An 18,510-nucleotide genomic window follows, 5' to 3' on the forward strand; every position below is an offset into this window, starting at 1 on the left:
GACGGCCGCCGCCCCCGGCGCCCCGCACCGGCACGGCTGTCATGCCCGCCGACCAGCGACGCCTTCCCGGTCCCCCGCGTAACAAGGGGTGCGCGGTGCTCGCGGGGGCCCGCGGAGCGCCGTGGGAGCGAGGGGGCGGGTGAGGTGGCCGTCACCGTTGCTGGAGGTTGACAGGTCGAAGCGCTGAGTGGCGGCGTGAGCCTCTTGGAGCCCCTTCCCGGATATGGGGAGTCGGTGGGCGCCGGTTCAGGGCGGCACATGCGGACTCAGGTACCGGCAAACCCCCATGAGTGTCGGCGTCACCGGTACACTGGTAAGTAATCCCGCCCACTGCGGAACATGTCGAACGACGCAGCCGCCTCCGCATGCCCGGAGAGACGGCTTGTGCTGTGCCAGAAAGGGCGCTTCGTGGCCGATTCCGGCAACCCCAACGAGAACATTCCGTCCACTGCTGCCGGCGAGGCGACCTCGTCGTACGACGCCAGCGCGATCACCGTCCTCGAGGGTCTGGACGCGGTCCGCAAGCGGCCCGGCATGTACATCGGGTCGACCGGTGAGCGTGGACTCCACCACCTGGTGTACGAGGTCGTCGACAACTCCGTCGACGAGGCCCTGGCCGGGCACGCGGACACCATCGACGTCACCATCCTCGCGGACGGTGGCGTCAAGGTCGTGGACAACGGTCGCGGTATCCCCGTCGACATCCACCCCGTGGAGAAGAAGCCCGCCGTCGAGGTCGTCCTGACCGTGCTGCACGCGGGCGGCAAGTTCGGCGGCGGCGGCTACGCCGTCTCCGGTGGTCTGCACGGCGTGGGTGTGTCCGTCGTGAACGCCCTGTCCAGCAGGGTCTCGGTGGAGATCAAGCGCGACGGGTACCGCTGGACCCAGGACTACAAGCTGGGCGTCCCCACCGCTCCGCTCGCCAAGCACGAGGCGGTCGAGGACTCCGGCACGTCGGTGACCTTCTGGGCCGACGCGGACATCTTCGAGACGACCGAGTACTCCTTCGAGACCCTCTCGCGCCGCTTCCAGGAGATGGCGTTCCTCAACAAGGGCCTGCGGATCTCCCTGACCGACGAGCGGGAGTCGGCCAAGGCGACCATGAACGCCGACGACCCCGACGCCGCGGAGACGGCCGAGGAGGCGCCGGCGCGGACGGTCTCGTACTACTACGAAGGCGGCATCGTCGACTTCGTCAAGTACCTCAACTCGCGCAAGGGCGAGCTCATCCACCCCACGGTCATCTCGGTCGAGGCGGAGGACAAGGAGCGGCTGCTCTCGGTCGAGATCGCGATGCAGTGGAACTCGCAGTACACCGAGGGTGTGTACTCCTTCGCGAACACGATCCACACCCACGAGGGCGGTACGCACGAGGAAGGCTTCCGCGCCGCGCTGACCGGCCTGGTCAACCGCTACGCGCGGGACAAGAAGCTGCTGCGCGAGAAGGACGACAACCTCACGGGTGAGGACATCCGCGAGGGCCTCACGGCGATCATCTCGGTCAAGCTGGGCGAGCCGCAGTTCGAGGGCCAGACCAAGACCAAGCTGGGCAACACGGAGGCGAAGACCTTCGTGCAGAAGGTCGCCCACGAGCACCTGTCGGACTGGCTCGACCGCAACCCCAACGAGGCCGCCGACATCGTCCGCAAGGCGATCCAGGCCGCCACCGCGCGCGTGGCCGCCCGCAAGGCGCGCGACCTGACCCGGCGCAAGGGCCTGCTGGAGAGCGCGTCCCTGCCCGGCAAGCTGAGCGACTGCCAGTCGAACGACCCGTCCAAGTGCGAGATCTTCATCGTCGAGGGTGACTCCGCCGGCGGCTCCGCGAAGTCCGGCCGCAACCCGATGTACCAGGCCATCCTGCCGATCCGCGGCAAGATCCTGAACGTCGAGAAGGCCCGGATCGACAAGATCCTGCAAAACACCGAGGTCCAGGCGCTGATCTCCGCCTTCGGCACCGGTGTGCACGAGGACTTCGACATCGAGAAGCTCCGTTACCACAAGATCATTCTGATGGCGGACGCCGACGTCGACGGCCAGCACATCAACACCCTGCTGCTCACCTTCCTGTTCCGCTTCATGCGGCCGCTGGTCGAGGCCGGGCACGTGTTCCTGTCCCGCCCGCCGCTGTACAAGATCAAGTGGGGGCGCGACGACTTCGAGTACGCCTACTCGGACCGGGAGCGCGACGCGCTCGTCGAGCTCGGCAAGCAGCAGGGCAAGCGCATCCGCGAGGACTCCATCCAGCGCTTCAAGGGTCTGGGTGAGATGAACGCCGAGGAACTGCGCATCACGACCATGGACCAGGAGCACCGCGTGCTCGGCCAGGTCACGCTCGACGACGCGGCCCAGGCCGACGACCTGTTCTCGGTGCTGATGGGCGAGGACGTGGAGGCGCGCCGGTCCTTCATCCAGCGCAACGCCAAGGACGTTCGTTTCCTCGACATCTGAGTCGGTCTCAGCTGACCGTACGAAAGGATTGACGACCAGCAATGGCCGACGAAACCATGCCCAACCCGCCCGGCACCGCCGAGACGACTCCCGAGGAAGAGGGACCGCAGCTGCGGATCGAGCCCGTCGGGCTCGAGACCGAGATGCAGCGCTCGTACCTCGACTACGCGATGTCCGTCATCGTGTCGCGTGCGCTGCCCGACGTCCGGGACGGCCTCAAGCCGGTCCACCGCCGCGTGCTGTACGCGATGTACGACGGCGGGTACCGGCCCGAGAAGGGCTTCTACAAGTGCGCCCGTGTCGTCGGTGACGTCATGGGTACGTACCACCCGCACGGCGACTCCTCCATCTACGACGCCCTGGTCCGCCTGGCCCAGCCGTGGTCGATGCGCATGCCGCTGGTGGACTCCAACGGCAACTTCGGCTCCCCGGGCAACGACCCGGCGGCCGCCATGCGGTACACCGAGTGCAAGATGGCGCCGCTGTCCATGGAGATGCTCCGGGACATCGACGAGGAGACCGTCGACTTCACGGACAACTACGACGGCCGCAACCAGGAGCCGACGGTCCTGCCGGCGCGCTTCCCGAACCTCCTGGTCAACGGCTCGGCGGGCATCGCGGTCGGCATGGCGACCAACATCCCGCCGCACAACCTGCGCGAGGTCGCGGCCGGTGCCCAGTGGGCGCTGGAGCACCCCGAGGCGACGCACGAGGAGCTCCTGGACGCGCTGATCGAGCGCATCAAGGGTCCCGACTTCCCGACCGGCGCGCTCGTCGTCGGCCGCAAGGGCATCGAGGAGGCGTACCGCACGGGTCGCGGCTCCATCACGATGCGCGCGGTCGTCGAGGTCGAGGAGATCCAGAACCGCCAGTGCCTGGTGGTCACTGAACTGCCGTACCAGGTCAACCCGGACAACCTCGCGCAGAAGATCGCCGACCTCGTCAAGGACGGCAAGATCGGCGGCATCGCGGACGTCCGCGACGAGACGTCCTCGCGGACCGGGCAGCGGCTCGTCATCGTCCTCAAGCGGGACGCGGTCGCCAAGGTCGTGCTGAACAACCTGTACAAGCACACCGACCTGCAGACGAACTTCGGCGCCAACATGCTGGCGCTGGTCGACGGCGTGCCGCGCACCCTCTCGCTGGACGCGTTCATCCGCCACTGGGTGACGCACCAGATCGAGGTCATCGTCCGCCGGACGCGCTTCCGCCTGCGCAAGGCGGAGGAGCGGGCGCACATCCTGCGCGGTCTGCTCAAGGCGCTGGACGCGATCGACGAGGTCATCGCGCTGATCCGGCGCAGCGACACCGTCGAGGTCGCACGCGAGGGCCTGATGGGCCTGCTGGAGATCGACGAGATCCAGGCGAACGCCATCCTCGAGATGCAGCTGCGCCGCCTGGCCGCCCTGGAGCGCCAGAAGATCATCCAGGAGCACGACGAGCTCCAGGCCAAGATCAACGAGTACAACCAGATCCTGGCCTCCGAGGAGCGTCAGCGCCGCATCGTCAGCGAGGAGCTGGCGGCGCTGGTCGAGAAGTTCGGCGACGACCGCCGCTCCAAGCTGGTGCCCTTCGACGGCGACATGTCCATGGAGGATCTGATCGCCGAGGAGGACATCGTCGTCACGATCACGCGTGGCGGCTATGTGAAGCGGACCAAGACGGACGACTACCGCTCCCAGAAGCGCGGCGGCAAGGGCGTGCGCGGCACGAAGCTGAAGGAAGACGACATCGTCGACCACTTCTTCGTCTCCACCACGCACCACTGGCTGCTCTTCTTCACCAACAAGGGCCGCGTCTACCGTGCCAAGGCGTACGAGCTGCCCGACGCCGGCCGGGACGCGCGCGGTCAGCACGTCGCCAACCTGCTGGCCTTCCAGCCGGACGAGCAGATCGCCGAGATCCTCGCGATCCGCGACTACGAGGCGGCGCCCTACCTGGTGCTGGCCACGAAGGCCGGTCTGGTGAAGAAGACCTCGCTGAAGGACTACGACTCGCCTCGTTCGGGCGGCGTCATCGCCATCAACCTGCGCGAGCGGGAGGACGGCAGTGACGACGAACTGATCGGCGCGGAGCTGGTGTCGGCGGAGGACGATCTGCTGCTGATCTCCAAGAAGGCGCAGTCGATCCGGTTCACCGCGACGGACGACGCCCTGCGGCCGATGGGCCGTGCCACGTCCGGCGTGAAGGGCATGAGCTTCCGCGAGGGCGACGAGCTGCTGTCGATGAATGTGGTCAGGCCGGGTACGTTCGTGTTCACTGCGACGGACGGCGGGTACGCCAAGCGCACCGCCGTCGACGAGTACCGCGTCCAGGGGCGTGGCGGCCTCGGCATCAAGGCTGCGAAGATCGTGGAGGACCGCGGCTCGCTCGTCGGCGCGCTGGTGGTCGAGGAGACCGACGAGATCCTCGCCATCACGCTGTCCGGCGGTGTGATTCGTACGCGAGTCAATGAAGTCAGGGAGACGGGCCGTGACACCATGGGCGTCCAACTGATCAATCTGGGCAAGCGCGATGCCGTCGTCGGTATCGCACGCAACGCCGAGGCCGGTCGCGAGGCCGAAGAGGTCGACGGGGCCGAAGGTACCGAAGACATCGAAGGAACCGAAGGAACCGAAGGTGCCGTCGAAGGCACCGAGGTGACGGCCGAGGCCGCCGGGGGTACGGAGCCGCCGGCCGGGGAGCACGAGGAGTAGAGCGTGAGTGGAGCCACGGGTGCCGGATCGGCCGCTTCAGGAGCGAGCGGTGCCCGTGGCCCAGCCACGGACTCCCAGGGGGTTACGGTGACCACGTACGACAAGGGACCGCTGCCCGGTGAGCGGCCCGCTGCGGCGCAGCAGACGGCACAGCCGTACCAGCCGCCCCAGGCGTATTCCACGCAGGGTGGGGGCACGGTTCGCCGGCCCCGGACGGGTGCGACGACCATGCCGCGTACCCGCAAGGCGAGACTGCGGGTGGCCAGGGCCGACCCGTGGTCGGTGATGAAGGTGAGCTTCCTGCTCTCCATCGCGCTGGGCATCTGCACGGTGGTGGCGGCGGCGGTGCTGTGGATGGTCATGGACGCCATGGGCGTCTTCTCGACCGTCGGCGGCACGATCAGCGAGGCGACGGGCTCCAACGAGAGCAACGGCTTCGACCTGCAGGCCTTCCTGTCCCTGCCGCGGGTGCTGATCTTCACGTCGGTGATCGCGGTCATCGACGTGGTGCTGGCCACGGCGCTGGCGACGCTGGGCGCCTTCATCTACAACCTGTCCGCCGGGTTCGTGGGCGGCGTGGAGCTCACGCTGGCCGAGGACGAGTAGCGGATTTGGGAACTCACCGCTCCGTGCGCTAATCTTCAGAGGTCAGCGCGCAGCGCGGAGGGGCTATAGCTCAGTTGGTTAGAGCGCATCCCTGATAAGGATGAGGCCACAGGTTCAAATCCTGTTAGCCCCACAGTGACGGTGATCGGCCCGGTCGGAGAAATCCGACCGGGCCGATCGCTTTTCCCGTGGGGCATAGGTCACCGTATGGTCTCGACCGGTGTGTATAGTCGAGCGCCATAAGGTCTCCTACGTCAACGAAAGACGAGGTCGCGCGGTGAAGAAGCTTCTCCTGGTCGCACTGGCCGCCATCGGCGGGCTCCTCGTGTACCGCCAGATCCAGGCGGATCGCGCCGAGCAGGACCTGTGGACGGAGGCGACCGACTCCGTGCCCGCAGGTTCCGGTGTGTGAGACGACACGCAGTCTGCGTACGGGCCCCGGCCGCTGAAGCGGCCGGGGCTTCGTGCTGTTCGCGTCCGCGAATATGTCGGTTGCTTCCGCGAATGCGCGGGAGGTGCGGCAGACAGCGCGGGGGCGGGCGGGGCAGGATGGTTCCCGGTTCGTAGGCGTGGTAGGCGTGGCGTACGGAGGGGAAGCGCGTGAACGGGCGGTACGGCAGGGCCGGCGGCCGGGTGGTGCGGGGCGGGGCGGCGGCGCTGTGCGCCGCGGCGGTGCTGACCGGGCAGGCATGGGCCGCCGGACAGCCGGGGCCGTACGCCTTCGCCGAAGGCGCCCGGCAGACGCACGGCGCCTCCAGCACCAGCGAAGCCCCGCAGCTTGCCGCCGGAGCGACGTACAAGGACAGCATCAAGTCCGGCGAGAAGCTGGTCTACCGGGTCGACCTGGACGCTGATCGCGACGCGTACGTCTCGGCGGTGGCGATCCCCCGGGCGGGAGCGAAGGTCGCCTACTCCGACGCGCTCAAGGTCTCCCTGCAGGACCGGGACGGCTACGACTGCAGCTCCAACGAAAGCCGGTTCGGCTCGGCCGAGTTCCCCCGGCCGCTGGCCGCCTACGCGCACCGGACCATCAAGAAGGACAGCACCTCCTGCCAGGAGGGCGACTCGTACTACGTGGTCGTCGAGCGGTCCGACGAGGAGACGGCCGCGGGCGAGCCGTGGGACCTGGAGATCCGGCACGAGCTGGAGCCCGGGGTGAAGTCCGTCGGGCCGACCGCGGCACCGTCCGTCTGGCCGAGCACGTCGCCGTCCCCGCCGGCCGGTGGCCCCCGGGAGCGCAAGGGCGGCACCAGCTTCCACGACGCCACCGGCCTCACCGAGGGCGAGTGGACCGACCGGATCGAGCCCGGGCAGTCGCGGTTCTACCGCGTGCCCGTCGACTGGGGGCAGCAGATCTTCGCCAGCGCCGACCTCGGCAGCTCGACGGGTGACGGCTACGTCGGCAGCGCGCTCGCCATGACGCTGTTCAATCCCATGCAGGGCGTGGTGGCCGGGACCGACACCGTCTCGTACACCGGCAAGCAGAAGTCGGCCGCGCTCGATCCGCTGCCACCGGTGCGGTACGAGAACCGCTACGACTCCAGCGACAAGTTCGAGGACATGCGCTTCGCGGGCTGGTACTACCTGCGCGTGAGCCTGAACCCGAAGGTCGGCGAGGAGTTCGGTAAGAAGCCGTACGGACTGACGCTGCGGGTCAACGTGCGCGGGCAGGCGCAGCAGGGGCCCGCCTACGAGGGGCCCGCCGGGATCTTCGCGGTCACGGACGACGACAAGGAACAGGCGGCCAGTGGGCAGAGCGGTCCGGAGGCGCAGCGCAGCGCCACCATGAAGGTCGTCGCGGCGGCCGGGATCGGCACCGGGACGGTGCTGGTAGCGGGGCTGGGCGTGTGGACGCTGCTGGCCCGGCGGCGCGCCGCCGCGTCGGCCGTGTCGTGGTGAGCATGCCCTGAGCCGGCCGGGTCCCTGGGCTCCGGGTCCGGGCCGGGCGGTCGGGCGGCCGGGCGGCTCAGATCCGGGTGAGCGCCCAGATCCCGATCGCGAAACAGACGAGCGCCGTCAGCAGCACCGGGACCGCGACCTTCGGGGGCGGTCCCGGTCGCTTGTGCGCGACGGGGGCGGGAACCTGTGTGGGCTGGGCGGTGTACTGATGGGTGCGGGGGTCCTGGTGGGGCGCGGGCACCGTGGCGGGTGCGGGTGCGGGTGCCGGCGAGGGGGGAGCCGCGTGGTGAGCGGGGTGCTGGGGCGGCGGTGCAAGGTGGAAGCTGCCGGTCTCGGACGGGACCGGGAGGGGCGGGGCCGGTACGGGGGCGGTCCGGGTGGCCTGGGCGGCCTGGGCCGCGGCGGACGTGTCGTGGGGCGCCGCCGTGGGGGCCGGGTGGGGCGCGGGCTGCTGAGGATTCCCGGGTGCGTCCTGCCGCGCGGGTGCCGGGTCGGCAGGGGGTGCGGCGGACGCGGCTACGGGGCCGTCCGGGCCGAAGCCGGCCGGCAGCGGGCCGAGTTGGTCGAAGACCTCGACGGGCTCCTCGTCCCCGTCGGCCTCCGGGAGCATCTCGACGGCCGTCGACAGCGCCTTGCGCGCGCCCGTGGCCGTACGGAAGCGGGCCTGCGGGTCGGGCTGCAGCAGGCCCGCGAGGACCTGCCACAGCGGCTCCGGGATGCCCTGCGGGGCGCCCGGCGTGCCGTACGTGGAGAAGTGCTCCACGAGCGCCTGCGAATCGGGCTTCTGCCCCTGGAGCAGATAGAGCGCGACCAGGCCGACGGCGAACAGGTCCGCCGGGAAGTCGGGCTCGGTGCCCATCAGTTGCTCGGGCGCGAAGTAACCGGGTGTGCCGACCACGTAGTTGGTCTCGGTCAGCCGGGGCTCTCCCTTGCGCATGGAGATGCCGAAGTCGGACAGCCGCAGATGCGGCCGTCCCGTTCCGGTCGCCTCCAGCAGGATGTTGGCCGGTTTGATGTCGCGGTGCACGACCCCCTCCGCGTGCACCGCGGCCAATCCGGACAACAGCTGGTCGAGCAGGGTGCAGACGAAGCGCGGCGGCAACGGCCCGTAGTCACCGATCACATGGGCCAGCGACCCGCCGCTCACCAGGTCCATGGTGAACAGCACCTTGTCGTCGTCGGCGGCCCAGCTCGCCGGGGCGAGGACATGCGGGTGATCGATCCTCAGCGCCTGCTCGCGCACGAAGCGGAGCAGCGTGTGGGCGTCGCTCTGCTGCAGCACCTTGGCCGCGACGTAGCGGCGCCGGCGGTGGTCCCAGGCGCGCCAGACGGCACCCACACCACCCCGCCCGATCGGGTCGATCAGCTCGTACCGCCCAGCGAAGACCTCACCCATCGGTTGCGCCGCTCCCCGTCCGTCCGCCTGAACTCAGCTCTGGTGCGACTCGTAGTGGGCGACCGCGTCCGCGGTGCGCCCCGCGCCGTACACCCTGAGGAACTCTGCCAGCTCGGGGTGCGTCGGGGCGAGCGAGTCGGCCGCATCGATGATGTCGCCGGCCGCCGAGACCGAGCGCAGCAACGACTGGATCTCCCGGACCACGCGCTTGACGGTCGGGGCGCCGGAGCTGGCGGTGGTCTGGCTGGAACCGGTGAGCACCGAACCGCCCTGGGACTTCTTGATCTCGTCCATCCGGTCGGTGGCCTCGGCCGCGCTGACGCTGCCGTCGGCGACCTGGCTCGCCAGCTCCTGGAGGGCCTGGACACGCTGCACCACGGCAGGGTTGCCGATCTTGGCGCGCTGACCGCTCATCAGCTGGGAGAGCATCGGCGCCGACAGTCCGAGCACCGCCGCGAGACGGGCCTGGTTGAGGCCCAGATCGTCGATGAGCCGGCGGAAGAGCGCCCCCAACGGCTCCCCGTACCAACTGCGCTGAAGCTCTCTGGCTCTCGCGGTCGCTTCCTGCTGTGCTGCATCCATTGCGTCTCCCCATCGCTTCGGTTCGCTGCTGCGAACCTCGCCCAGCATCTTACGGAGAGTGGTCGCCTCCGGGGAGTCCCAATCCTTTTGCGGGACACCCCCTGGTAACCGGTACTCTGGTCTGCGGCACGGCACCCTGTGGCCGTCCCGGGGCCTTAGCTCAGTTGGTAGAGCGCTGTCTTTGCATGGCAGATGTCAGGGGTTCGACTCCCCTAGGCTCCACACCCGGACACCCCTCCGATCTGCGGAAACGCTGTCGGAGGGGTGTTTTGCGTCCGTCCTGTGCCCGCCCTGCGGATCCCCGTCCGCCCCCCGTCCCTTCCCCCGGCCGATCTCCTGGTTCCCGTCCGGCGGGCAGGAGCTGCGGAACCGGTACCGCCCGGGAGGCCCGCGGAGGACATCCGTGCCCGCCCGGGTCGCTGAGCCGCCGGATCGGCCGCGCCACCGGTCAGCTCGTCCACCAGCGCGGCCGCCGCGCGGCAGCGGGAGCGCCTCCGCGTACATCGCGCGGTCGTCGAGCGGGAGCGGCGGGGGTGCGTGCGGGACGAGTACCCGGCGGACCTCCCGGCCTGAACCGCCTGCGTGGGGGCGCGACGGCTGCCGGCTTTGCTGGCGTACAGCTTCGTCCCCCGGACCGCCCCGAGAGCCCGGCCGGACCGCTTCCGAGGCCCCTCACCTGCGCGAACGCGGTGAGGGGTCCGCTCGCGGGGATCAGGCGGTCCGGAAGACCTCCTCGAAGGCCAGGCGCGGGGCCCGGGGGCGGAAGGCGTCCGGGGCGGGGCGGCCGACGTTCGCCACCACCAGGGCACGGTGGCGGCCGTCCGGGAAGAACTCCGCGGTGACGGCTTCGGCGTCGAACCCCGACATCGGCCCGACGGCCAGGCCGGCCGCCCGTACGCCCACGATGAAGTAGGCGATCTGCAGCGCGGCGTTCAGCACGGCGGCGTCGTGGCGCGGCCCGTCGTCGGTGAAGAGCTCGCGTGCGTCCGGGACATGGGGTGCGACCTTGGGCAGCTGTTCGTGGAAGTGCAGGTCGGCGGCGAGGACGACGACCAGGGGAGCCTGTCGCGTCTTGACCCGGTTGCCCGGCGCCATGTGTTCGACCAGCCGCGCCCGCGCCTCGGCGCTGCGAACCAGTACTCCGCGCAGCGGCTGGCTGTTCAGTGAGGTCGGCCCGTACTTGATCAGCTCGTGGATCGCGGCGATCTGCTCGTCGCGCACCGGCTCGTCCGTGTACGCGTGGGCCGTGTGCGCCTGCCGGAACAGCAGGTCCTGGGCCTCGGGGGTCAGCGCAGGGGCGACAGTCGCGTCGGATGCGGCGGAAGTGGGGGGAATCGTGGAAGTCACGCCACTCCTCTAGTACGGCGCGGAGTGGGGGCGCCACTTCTGTTACGCCACACGAGTGCTGTTCATCGGAAGATCCGCGCGGCGGCGGTGGAGGTCCTCGCGTTCTCGAGATGCGTACACATCATGAGGAAGGTATGTAGATCGCCCAACCCGGTCAGCAGCTCACCCGCTGACCCGCTCACCCGCTTGCACGCCGTCTCGAACCGATATCGACCAGCAGGAACCGACACGAAAGCGAGGGGCCATGGCCGCCGTCGAAGTCACCCGCGTCTGGACCGCCTTCCTCTCCCTCCTGACCGCCCTCCTCGCCGCACTCGGCTTCCGCCACGGCACGACGACCGCGACCGCGGTCCCCGCCGCCCGGCCGGAGCAGCCCGCCGCGCCCGCGCCGGCCCCCGCTCCGGTGCCCGTACCGCGCAAGGCGTCCGTGCGGGACCGGTCGCTGCCGCCCACGATCAAGCAGCGCATCCGCGCCGAGGCGCACGGATCATCGCCCTCCGTGCGCCACCTGCCGTCCGCCGCTGCCGCGGAGCCCGCCCCGACCGAGCTCCCCGACCTGGCGCTCGCCGCCTGAGGCGTCGCGGCCTACGGCCGGTCCTCGCCGTTCGGCGAATCGGTTTCCGCCTCGGCCTGCTTGGCCTCCACCTCGGGGTCCAGGGTTCCGGCACTGCCGTCGACCGACGTCAGCGGAGTCCGCTCGGAGACCTCCGTGGCAGCCGGCGGTTCGACCAGCCAGTCCGGGTTGGCCTGCTTGTCCCACCACTTCCACGCGGCGAACGCCGCACCCGCCAGGACGCCCACCACCGCCATCCCCTTGGCGACACGCCCGGCCCGCGCCCGGCGCTCATGCTTCCTGACGATCCGCCGGATGTCCTTCGCCGTCACCTGACCGCGCAGGGCCGCCACTGCGGCGGCCGAGCGGTGCACCGCCTCCATGCCCACGGGCTGGGCGGCGGCCATTGCCTTCTCCATCCGGGGCGCGGTGTACTCCGCCGCCTGACGCGCCGCCCGGCGGGTCTGCACCACCGCACGGTGCGCGGCCTTGTCGAGCTTCGGCGGCACATGCGGCGCCACCATCGTGTCGTACTGGGTGCGAGCCTGCGTCCGCGCCTGATGCGCGACGCTCGAGACCTTGGGCGCGACCCTGACGCGCGCTTCGTTCGCGTAGTGCACGGCTGTGTCCTTCGCCGTGCTCGCGTAGGGCGCCACCACTTCCGCGGCATGCCGCACGCTGTCCATTGCCGTATCGGTCGCGGCGCGCACGCCGTCCTTGCGGGTCACAGGATCCTCCTCCTCGGTGGCGGGGCGGGTCGGTATTCGCCTTTCCGTCCTGTTTGAAATCATGCCTGCCGCTGTGCCGCTCGGCATGCGGTACGGGCATCCGGGGCATCGGCCGTGGGAGGATCGGGGTACGTCAGCGCAGACTTACGGAAGGCACGCCGTGGCCGAGCAGCTTTACGCCACCCTGAAGACCACCATGGGCGACATCGCGATCCGGCTCCTGCCGTATCACGCCCCGAAGACGGTCAGGAACTTCGTGGAGCTCGCCAAGGGCGAGCGCGAGTGGGTCCACCCCGCGACCGGCGTGAAGTCCACGGACCCCCTGTACGACGGCACGGTCTTCCACCGCGTGATCAGCGGCTTCATGATCCAGGCCGGCGACCCCCTCGGCAACGGCACGGGCGGCCCCGGCTACGAGTTCGGCGACGAGTTCCACCCGGAGCTGCACTTCACCAAGCCGTACCTGGTGGCCATGGCCAACGCCGGCCCGGGCACCAACGGCTCGCAGTTCTTCATCACCGTCGCGCCGACCACCTGGCTCACCGGCAAGCACACGATCTTCGGCGAGGTCGCCGACGAGGCCGGCAAGCGGGTCGTGGACGCGATCGCCGCCACCGAGACCAACCCCCGTACGGACCGCCCGGTCCAGGACGTGGTCATCGAGTCGGTGGAGATCGAGTCCCGCAAGAGCTGAGCGGGCACTTTTCGCCCCGTCCGTCCGTCAGGATGGACGGGGCGTCGCGTTGAGAGGGGAACCCCATGGAGCAGGCGCAGGCGCCGCAGTGCTACCGCCACCCGGGCGTGGAGACCGGTATCCGGTGCACCCGCTGCGAGCGGCCGATCTGCACGGACTGCATGGTCGACGCCTCGGTCGGCTTCCAGTGCCCGGACTGCGTACGGAACGGGTCGGGCACGGGACACGCGCCGTCCGCGAACCAGCCGCGCACGGTCGCGGGCGGCCGGATCACCGGCGGAGATCCGCAGCTGATCACGAAGATCATCATCGCCGTCAATCTGGCGGTGTTCTTCGCCGTGCTGGCCGTACCGCAGCTCGACGACCGGCTCTCCCTGGTCGGGCTCGCCTACGATCCGCAGCTCGGCGAGGTGGTCGGCATCGCGGACGGCGAGTGGTACCGGCTGCTGACGTCCGCGTTCCTGCACCAGGCGATCTGGCACATCGGCTTCAACATGCTCGGGGTGTGGTGGCTGGGCGGGCCGCTGGAGGCGGCGCTCGGACGGGCCCGCTACCTGGCGCTGTACCTGCTCTCGGCGCTCGCCGGCAGCGCCTTCACCTATCTGATCGCCGCGCAGAACCAGCCGTCCCTCGGTGCCTCCGGCGCGGTCTTCGGCCTGCTGGGTGCGACGGTGGTGCTGGTGCGGCGGCTCAAGTACGACATGCGCCCGGTGATGGCACTGCTCGTACTGAACCTCGTCCTCACCTTCTTCTGGGAGGGCATCGCCTGGCAGGCGCACATCGGCGGCCTCATCGCGGGCGCGGTCATCGCGTACGGGATGGTCGGCGGCTCCCGCGAGCGACGGGCCGTCATGCAGTGGGGGGCCTGTGGGCTGGTGCTCGCCCTGTCCCTGGTGACTGTCGTTGTGAGGACCGTCGCGCTCAGCTGAGCGGGGTTTTTCCCCAGCGTTGTCCACAGCGCGTCGCGGTTCCTGCGCGCCGGGTGGGGAACACCTGTACCCACAGCTCTGACCTGCGGAGATGCGGAAGCGGCGTGAGAGGCGCCGCAGTCACATCGGCGTCAACACCGTGTGGGTTATCCACAGATCGTCTGACCTTTTCCACGGCCTGTACACAACGCTGTGGATAACCTCAGGGCACGGCTTGACGGCTACCGCGAAGGCTGCCTCGACGTCACTTCCACTGCGTGGAGACGCCGAAGCCGCCGGCGATGAAGCCGAACCCGACCACGATGTTCCAGTTCGAGAGCGACTTGATCGGCAGCGAGCCGTCGGTGACGTAGAAGACGACGATCCAGGCCAGCCCGATGGCGAAGAGAGCCAGCATCACGGGCGCCACCCAGCTGCGGTTGGTCAGCTTGATGGCGGTCGCCTGCTTCGCGGCCGGCGGCGGCGTGAAGTCGGCCTTCTTGCGGATACGTGACTTCGGCACGAGGGACTCTCCTGTCGATGCGCTGCGTGACCGCGCAGGGAACTGTGGCTGTGTGCTGCGTTTGTGCTGGTGCCGGGGCTGAGGACGAGGGGGACCACTGCTCCGCCCGGGCGTCCGTTAGCGTAGTGCTTCCTCGGCGCTGAAGGAGATAAGGGTACGTTGAGCAATTCCGCCGACTCTCCCGCAGAGCCCGCCCCGCGCCGCCCGTGGCGCCCGGTCCGGGTCCTCACCGCCGGCGTCTTCGCGCTCGCCGGCCTGATCTTCGTCACCAGTTTCAACACCGCCAAGGGCACCAACATCCGCGAGGACGCCTCGCTGCTGAAGCTTTCCGACCTCATCCGCGAACGCAGCCACAAGAACGGCGAGCTGGACGAGTCGACGGCCGCCGTACGCGATGAGGTGGACGCCCTCGCCCGGCGCGACGACGGCTCCACCAAGGCGGAGGACGAGAAGCTCGGAGCCCTGGAGAAGGCCGCGGGCACCACCGCGGTCGCCGGCCAGGGCCTGACCGTCACCCTCAACGACGCCCCGCCCGACGCCCGTGCGGCCCCCGGCTACCCGGAGCCGCAGGCCAACGACCTGGTCATCCACCAGCAGGACCTCCAGGCGGTCGTCAACGCCCTGTGGAAGGGCGGCGCCGAGGGCATCCGCGTGATGGACCAGCGGCTGATCTCCACCAGCGCGGTCCGCTGCGTCGGCAACACCCTGATCCTCCAGGGCCGGGTCTACTCGCCGCCCTACAAGATCACGGCAGTGGGGGACAGCGGACGCCTCCGGCGGGCGCTGGAGGACTCGACGGCCATCCAGAACTACCTGCTGTACGTGAAGGCGTACGGGCTCGGCTGGAAAGTCGACGGGCACGAGGCGGTGACTCTGCCGGGCTACTCGGGCACAGTGGATCTCCACCACGCCAAGCCTGTGACCGACTAGCTCCGCTTCCGGGGAGGGCGGGCCCGTGCGGCTGATCGTCAGGACCCTCAGCGAGCTCTGCATCACCGCCGGCGCGGTGATCCTGCTCTTCGTCGCCTACGTGGTGCTCTGGACCGGCGTCGAGGCCCGGGACGCCGTGGCCGGCGAGATCCGGGCGCTGGAACTGCGATGGGCCGAGGCGCCGCCGGCCACCGGCCCGGCTGCCCCGCCGGTGCCGCCGCGCCCGGAGCCCTCCGCCTCCGCGCCCTCGGAGCCGTCCTCCGCGCCGTCGGCGGCGCCAGGGCTCTCCGGAGGGGCGCCTCCCGCGGCGTACGCGCCCGGGAAGCCGTTCGCCGTCATGTACATCCCCCGCTTCGGCGGCGCGTGGGACTGGCCCGTCCTCGAGGGCACCGGCGCCGGCACCCTCAAGAAGGGGCTCGGCCACTACGCGGCCACGGCTCCGCTCGGCGGGACCGGGAACTTCGCGGTGGCCGGCCACCGCCGCACGTACGGCGACCCGTTCAAGGACTTCCCGCGGCTGCGCCCCGGCGACGCGGTGGTGCTGAACGACGGCACCACCTGGTTCACGTACCGCATCGCGCGGCAGCCCTACCGGACCGTGCCCTCCGACGTCGGCGTCGTCGACCCCGTACCGGCGAAGGCGGGCTTCGGCGGGCCGGGGCGGTACCTGACCCTCACCACCTGCGATCCGGAGTGGGGCAGCAGCCACCGGCTGATCGCCTGGGCGCGGCTGGAGGCCACACGGCCTGTGACGGAAGGCAAACCACCGGCTTTGGACAGCTGACCCACCCGGGGGGTGCGGAGCCGTACTCTGGTGCGGTATCGAAGGGCATACGACGGAAGGACCAGCAGACGTCATGTACGGCTGGATCTGGCGGCATCTGCCGGGCAACGCCTGGGTGCGGGCACTGACTTCGCTCGTGCTCGTGCTGGCGGTGGTCTACGTGCTCTTCCAGTACGTCTTCCCCTGGGCGGAGCCTCTGCTTCCGTTCAACGATGTGACGGTGGACGGTCAGTGAGCGCACGCATTCTCGTCGTCGACAACTACGACAGCTTCGTCTTCAACCTGGTCCAGTACCTGTACCAGCTGGGCGCCGAGTGCGAGGTCCGGCGCAATGACCAGGTCGAGCTGAACCACGCCCAGGACGGCTTCGACGGCGTGCTGCTCTCGCCCGGGCCCGGAACGCCCGAGGAGGCCGGCGTCTGCGTCGACATGGTCCGCCACTGCGCCGACACCGGGGTCCCCGTCTTCGGCGTCTGCCTGGGCATGCAGTCCATGGCCGTGGCGTACGGCGGTGTCGTCGACCGCGCGCCCGAGCTGCTGCACGGCAAGACCTCGCCGGTCACGCACGAGGGCCGGGGCGTCTTCACCGGGCTGCCGTCACCCTTCACCGCCACCCGTTACCACTCGCTGGCCGCCGAGCCGGGCGACCTGCCCGCGGAGCTGGAGGTCACCGCGTGGACGGAGGACGGCATCATCATGGGGCTGCGCCACCGTGAGCTGGCCGTGGAAGGCGTGCAGTTCCACCCGGAGTCGGTGCTCACGGAGCACGGGCACCTGATGCTCGCCAACTGGCTCGAGCAGTGCGGCGACACCGGAGCGGTGGGCCGGTCGGCAGGGCTCGCGCCGGTGGTGGGCAAGGCCGTCGCGTGACCTCCGCGCGCCCGGAGCACGGCGCGGGGGAGGAGGGGTCGCCCTGGTTCCGGGCGACGAACCTGCCGGAGCGGGAACCGGAGCCGGAGTACCCGTACTGGCAGAGCCCGGCCGCGCCGGAAGTTCCGTACGACGAGACGATGGCCCTCCGCACGCAGGAGGTGCGGCGAACGGTCGCCACGCAGGCCACTCCGGCGCCCGGCACCGAACCGGCCGGGACGGCCCCGGGTTCCAGGTCCATTCCGGGCTCCAGGTCCGCTGCGGACAACGGATCCGCTCCGGGCTCCGGGCCCACTCCGGACGACGGATCCGCTCCCGGCTCCAGGTCCGTGTCCCGGGCCGGGGCAGCGTCCGACGGACCCGTGCGGCCGACGGGCGGCCGCGCCGAGCGCCGCCGTGCGGCGGCGGCCAAGGGACGCGGCCGCCGCCGCGCGGGCAAGCACGCCCCGGGCGGCGCCGCGGCGGCGTCCTCGGCGTCCTCGGCGTCCTCGGTGGCCTCAGGGGCGTCCACCGCCCCCGAGCGGCCGATGACGCGCGTCGAGGCCCGGCGCGCCGCCCGCGCCCGCAAGGACAGTGTCGGTGTCGTCGCCAGCCGTGTGGTGGGCGAGCTGTTCATCACCTTCGGCGTCGTGATGCTGCTCTTCGTCACGTACCAGCTGTGGTGGACCAACGTCCGTGCCGGCCTGGAGGCCGACAAGGCCAAGAAGGGGATCGAGGAGGCATGGGCGGAGGGGCGCAAGCCCGGTGCGTTCGAGCCCGGCCAGGGCTTCGCGATCATGTACATCCCGAAGCTGGACGTCGTGGTGCCGATCGCCGAGGGCATCGACAAGGAGAAGGTCCTGGACCGCGGCATGGTCGGCCACTACGCCGAGGGCGCCCTGAAGACCGCCATGCCCTCAGACAAGCAGGGCAACTTCTCCGTCGCCGGCCACCGCAACACCCATGGCGAGCCGTTCCGCTACATCAACCGCCTGGTGCCGGGCGACCCGATCGTCGTCGAGACGCAGGACGCGTACTACACGTACGAGATGCACAGCATCCTGCCGCAGACCCCGCCCTCGAACATCTCGGTGATCCAGCCGGTGCCGCAGGGATCGGGCTTCTCCAAGCCCGGCCGCTACATCACGCTGACGACCTGTACGCCGGAGTTCACCAGTACGTATCGAATGATCGTGTGGGGCAAGATGGTCGAGGAACGCCCGCGCAGCAAGGGTAAACCGGACGCGCTCGTAGGCTGACGAACGACCCCCCGACTCCTCGACCTCGAACTCCAGACGGGACAGATGTAGTGGCACGTGCGCGCAGCCGGATCGCCGGCGTCATCAGTGTCTTCGGCGAACTGCTGATCACCGCCGGTGTGCTGATGGGCCTGTTCGTCGTCTACTCGCTGTGGTGGACGAACGTCCTGGCCGACCGCGAGGCCGACAAGCAGGGCAGCCAGGTCCGCGACAAGTGGGCCTCCGGACCGGGCGCGCTGGACATGAAGGACGGCATCGGCTTCCTCCACGTACCGGCGATGAAGAACGGCGAGGTGCTGGTCAAGCAG

General features: G+C 70.1%; 18 protein-coding genes, 2 tRNA genes and 1 pseudogene. 16 read left to right on the forward strand and 5 right to left on the reverse strand.

Annotated features, from left to right (window positions below; all coding sequences use genetic code 11):
* Window positions 1-384: 384 nt before the first annotated feature.
* The 6 genes from gyrB (at window position 385) to IH00_RS0110385 (ending at window position 7,649) form a co-directional block, all read left to right on the forward strand.
* Window positions 385-2,448: a DNA topoisomerase (ATP-hydrolyzing) subunit B gene (gene gyrB / locus IH00_RS0110360; protein ID WP_031071951.1), complete on the forward strand. Its 2,064-nt coding sequence runs from the start codon at window positions 385-387 to the stop codon at window positions 2,446-2,448.
* Between the two features lie 41 nt (window positions 2,449-2,489).
* Window positions 2,490-5,144, forward strand: coding sequence for a DNA gyrase subunit A (gene gyrA / locus IH00_RS0110365; RefSeq protein ID WP_031071953.1), 2,655 nt, complete (start codon window positions 2,490-2,492; stop codon window positions 5,142-5,144).
* Between the two features lie 3 nt (window positions 5,145-5,147).
* Window positions 5,148-5,750 carry a DUF3566 domain-containing protein gene (locus IH00_RS0110370; RefSeq protein ID WP_078887672.1) on the forward strand — a complete coding sequence of 201 codons (603 nt, stop codon included), beginning with the start codon at window positions 5,148-5,150 and terminating at the stop codon, window positions 5,748-5,750.
* A gap of 59 nt (window positions 5,751-5,809) precedes the next feature.
* A tRNA-Ile gene (locus IH00_RS0110375) sits at window positions 5,810-5,883 on the forward strand.
* A 144-nt stretch (window positions 5,884-6,027) separates the two neighbouring features.
* Window positions 6,028-6,162: a DLW-39 family protein gene (locus IH00_RS40085; RefSeq protein WP_003958712.1), complete on the forward strand. Its 135-nt coding sequence runs from the start codon at window positions 6,028-6,030 to the stop codon at window positions 6,160-6,162.
* 188 nt (window positions 6,163-6,350) lie between these two features.
* Complete coding sequence (locus tag IH00_RS0110385; RefSeq protein WP_031071957.1) at window positions 6,351-7,649, forward strand: hypothetical protein; 1,299 nt, start codon at window positions 6,351-6,353, stop codon at window positions 7,647-7,649.
* A 67-nt stretch (window positions 7,650-7,716) separates the two neighbouring features.
* On the opposite strand, the gene IH00_RS0110390 is transcribed toward IH00_RS0110385, so the two are convergent.
* Together IH00_RS0110390 and IH00_RS0110395 are read right to left on the reverse strand one after the other, a co-directional pair.
* Window positions 7,717-9,045 carry a serine/threonine-protein kinase gene (locus IH00_RS0110390; protein WP_031071959.1) on the reverse strand — a complete coding sequence of 443 codons (1,329 nt, stop codon included), beginning with the start codon at window positions 9,043-9,045 and terminating at the stop codon, window positions 7,717-7,719.
* A gap of 33 nt (window positions 9,046-9,078) precedes the next feature.
* A complete protein-coding gene (locus IH00_RS0110395) occupies window positions 9,079-9,627 on the reverse strand; it encodes a helix-turn-helix domain-containing protein (RefSeq protein ID WP_031071961.1) in 549 nt (182 codons plus the stop codon).
* Between the two features lie 149 nt (window positions 9,628-9,776).
* On the opposite strand from IH00_RS0110395, the gene IH00_RS0110400 reads away from it, so the two are divergent.
* Window positions 9,777-9,849: transfer RNA gene (locus tag IH00_RS0110400), tRNA-Ala, on the forward strand.
* A gap of 489 nt (window positions 9,850-10,338) precedes the next feature.
* Here IH00_RS0110400 and IH00_RS0110405 read toward each other — a convergent pair.
* The gene (locus IH00_RS0110405) at window positions 10,339-10,974 is read right to left on the reverse strand and encodes a malonic semialdehyde reductase (protein ID WP_078887673.1); all 636 of its coding nucleotides are present in this window, start codon (window positions 10,972-10,974) and stop codon (window positions 10,339-10,341) included.
* A 244-nt stretch (window positions 10,975-11,218) separates the two neighbouring features.
* Here IH00_RS0110405 and IH00_RS0110410 point away from each other — a divergent pair, with 244 nt between their 5' ends.
* Window positions 11,219-11,548, forward strand: coding sequence for a DUF6344 domain-containing protein (locus tag IH00_RS0110410; RefSeq protein ID WP_031071964.1), 330 nt, complete (start codon window positions 11,219-11,221; stop codon window positions 11,546-11,548).
* A gap of 11 nt (window positions 11,549-11,559) precedes the next feature.
* Here the strand turns inward: IH00_RS0110410 and IH00_RS0110415 are convergent, their stop codons facing one another.
* Window positions 11,560-12,255, reverse strand: coding sequence for a DUF5324 family protein (locus tag IH00_RS0110415; protein ID WP_031071966.1), 696 nt, complete (start codon window positions 12,253-12,255; stop codon window positions 11,560-11,562).
* A gap of 160 nt (window positions 12,256-12,415) precedes the next feature.
* On the opposite strand from IH00_RS0110415, the gene IH00_RS0110420 reads away from it, so the two are divergent.
* Entirely contained in the window at window positions 12,416-12,949 is a 534-nt protein-coding gene (locus tag IH00_RS0110420; RefSeq protein ID WP_031071969.1) for a peptidylprolyl isomerase, read from the forward strand.
* Between the two features lie 65 nt (window positions 12,950-13,014).
* On the forward strand, window positions 13,015-13,878 hold the full coding sequence (locus IH00_RS0110425) for a rhomboid family intramembrane serine protease (RefSeq protein ID WP_031071971.1): 864 nt from the start codon (window positions 13,015-13,017) through the stop codon (window positions 13,876-13,878).
* 244 nt (window positions 13,879-14,122) lie between these two features.
* On the opposite strand, the gene crgA is transcribed toward IH00_RS0110425, so the two are convergent.
* Complete coding sequence (gene crgA / locus IH00_RS0110430) at window positions 14,123-14,380, reverse strand: cell division protein CrgA (protein ID WP_031071972.1); 258 nt, start codon at window positions 14,378-14,380, stop codon at window positions 14,123-14,125.
* A 159-nt stretch (window positions 14,381-14,539) separates the two neighbouring features.
* Between crgA and IH00_RS0110435 the strand changes: the two genes are divergently transcribed.
* The 6 genes and pseudogenes from IH00_RS0110435 to IH00_RS39485 all read left to right on the forward strand — a co-directional run.
* The gene (locus IH00_RS0110435) at window positions 14,540-15,310 is read left to right on the forward strand and encodes a DUF881 domain-containing protein (RefSeq protein ID WP_031071975.1); all 771 of its coding nucleotides are present in this window, start codon (window positions 14,540-14,542) and stop codon (window positions 15,308-15,310) included.
* Window positions 15,311-15,335: 25 nt separating this feature from the next.
* On the forward strand, window positions 15,336-16,094 hold the full coding sequence (locus tag IH00_RS0110440) for a class E sortase (protein WP_031071978.1): 759 nt from the start codon (window positions 15,336-15,338) through the stop codon (window positions 16,092-16,094).
* Window positions 16,095-16,167: 73 nt separating this feature from the next.
* The gene (locus IH00_RS43325) at window positions 16,168-16,329 is read left to right on the forward strand and encodes a hypothetical protein (protein WP_031071981.1); all 162 of its coding nucleotides are present in this window, start codon (window positions 16,168-16,170) and stop codon (window positions 16,327-16,329) included.
* The gene (locus IH00_RS0110450) at window positions 16,326-16,964 is read left to right on the forward strand and encodes an aminodeoxychorismate/anthranilate synthase component II (RefSeq protein ID WP_031071984.1); all 639 of its coding nucleotides are present in this window, start codon (window positions 16,326-16,328) and stop codon (window positions 16,962-16,964) included. Before IH00_RS43325 ends, IH00_RS0110450 begins: the two co-directional genes overlap by 4 nt.
* Window positions 16,961-18,202 (forward strand): class E sortase, encoded by a 1,242-nt coding sequence (locus IH00_RS0110455; protein ID WP_031071985.1) that lies wholly within the window; start codon window positions 16,961-16,963, stop codon window positions 18,200-18,202. The genes IH00_RS0110450 and IH00_RS0110455 overlap by 4 nt, the downstream gene beginning before the upstream one ends.
* A 50-nt stretch (window positions 18,203-18,252) precedes the next feature.
* Window positions 18,253-18,510: pseudogene (locus tag IH00_RS39485) on the forward strand (class E sortase); the annotation flags it as partial.

Origin of the sequence: Streptomyces sp. NRRL S-118, assembly GCF_000716335.1 — a bacterium.
Lineage (GTDB): Bacteria > Actinomycetota > Actinomycetes > Streptomycetales > Streptomycetaceae > Streptomyces.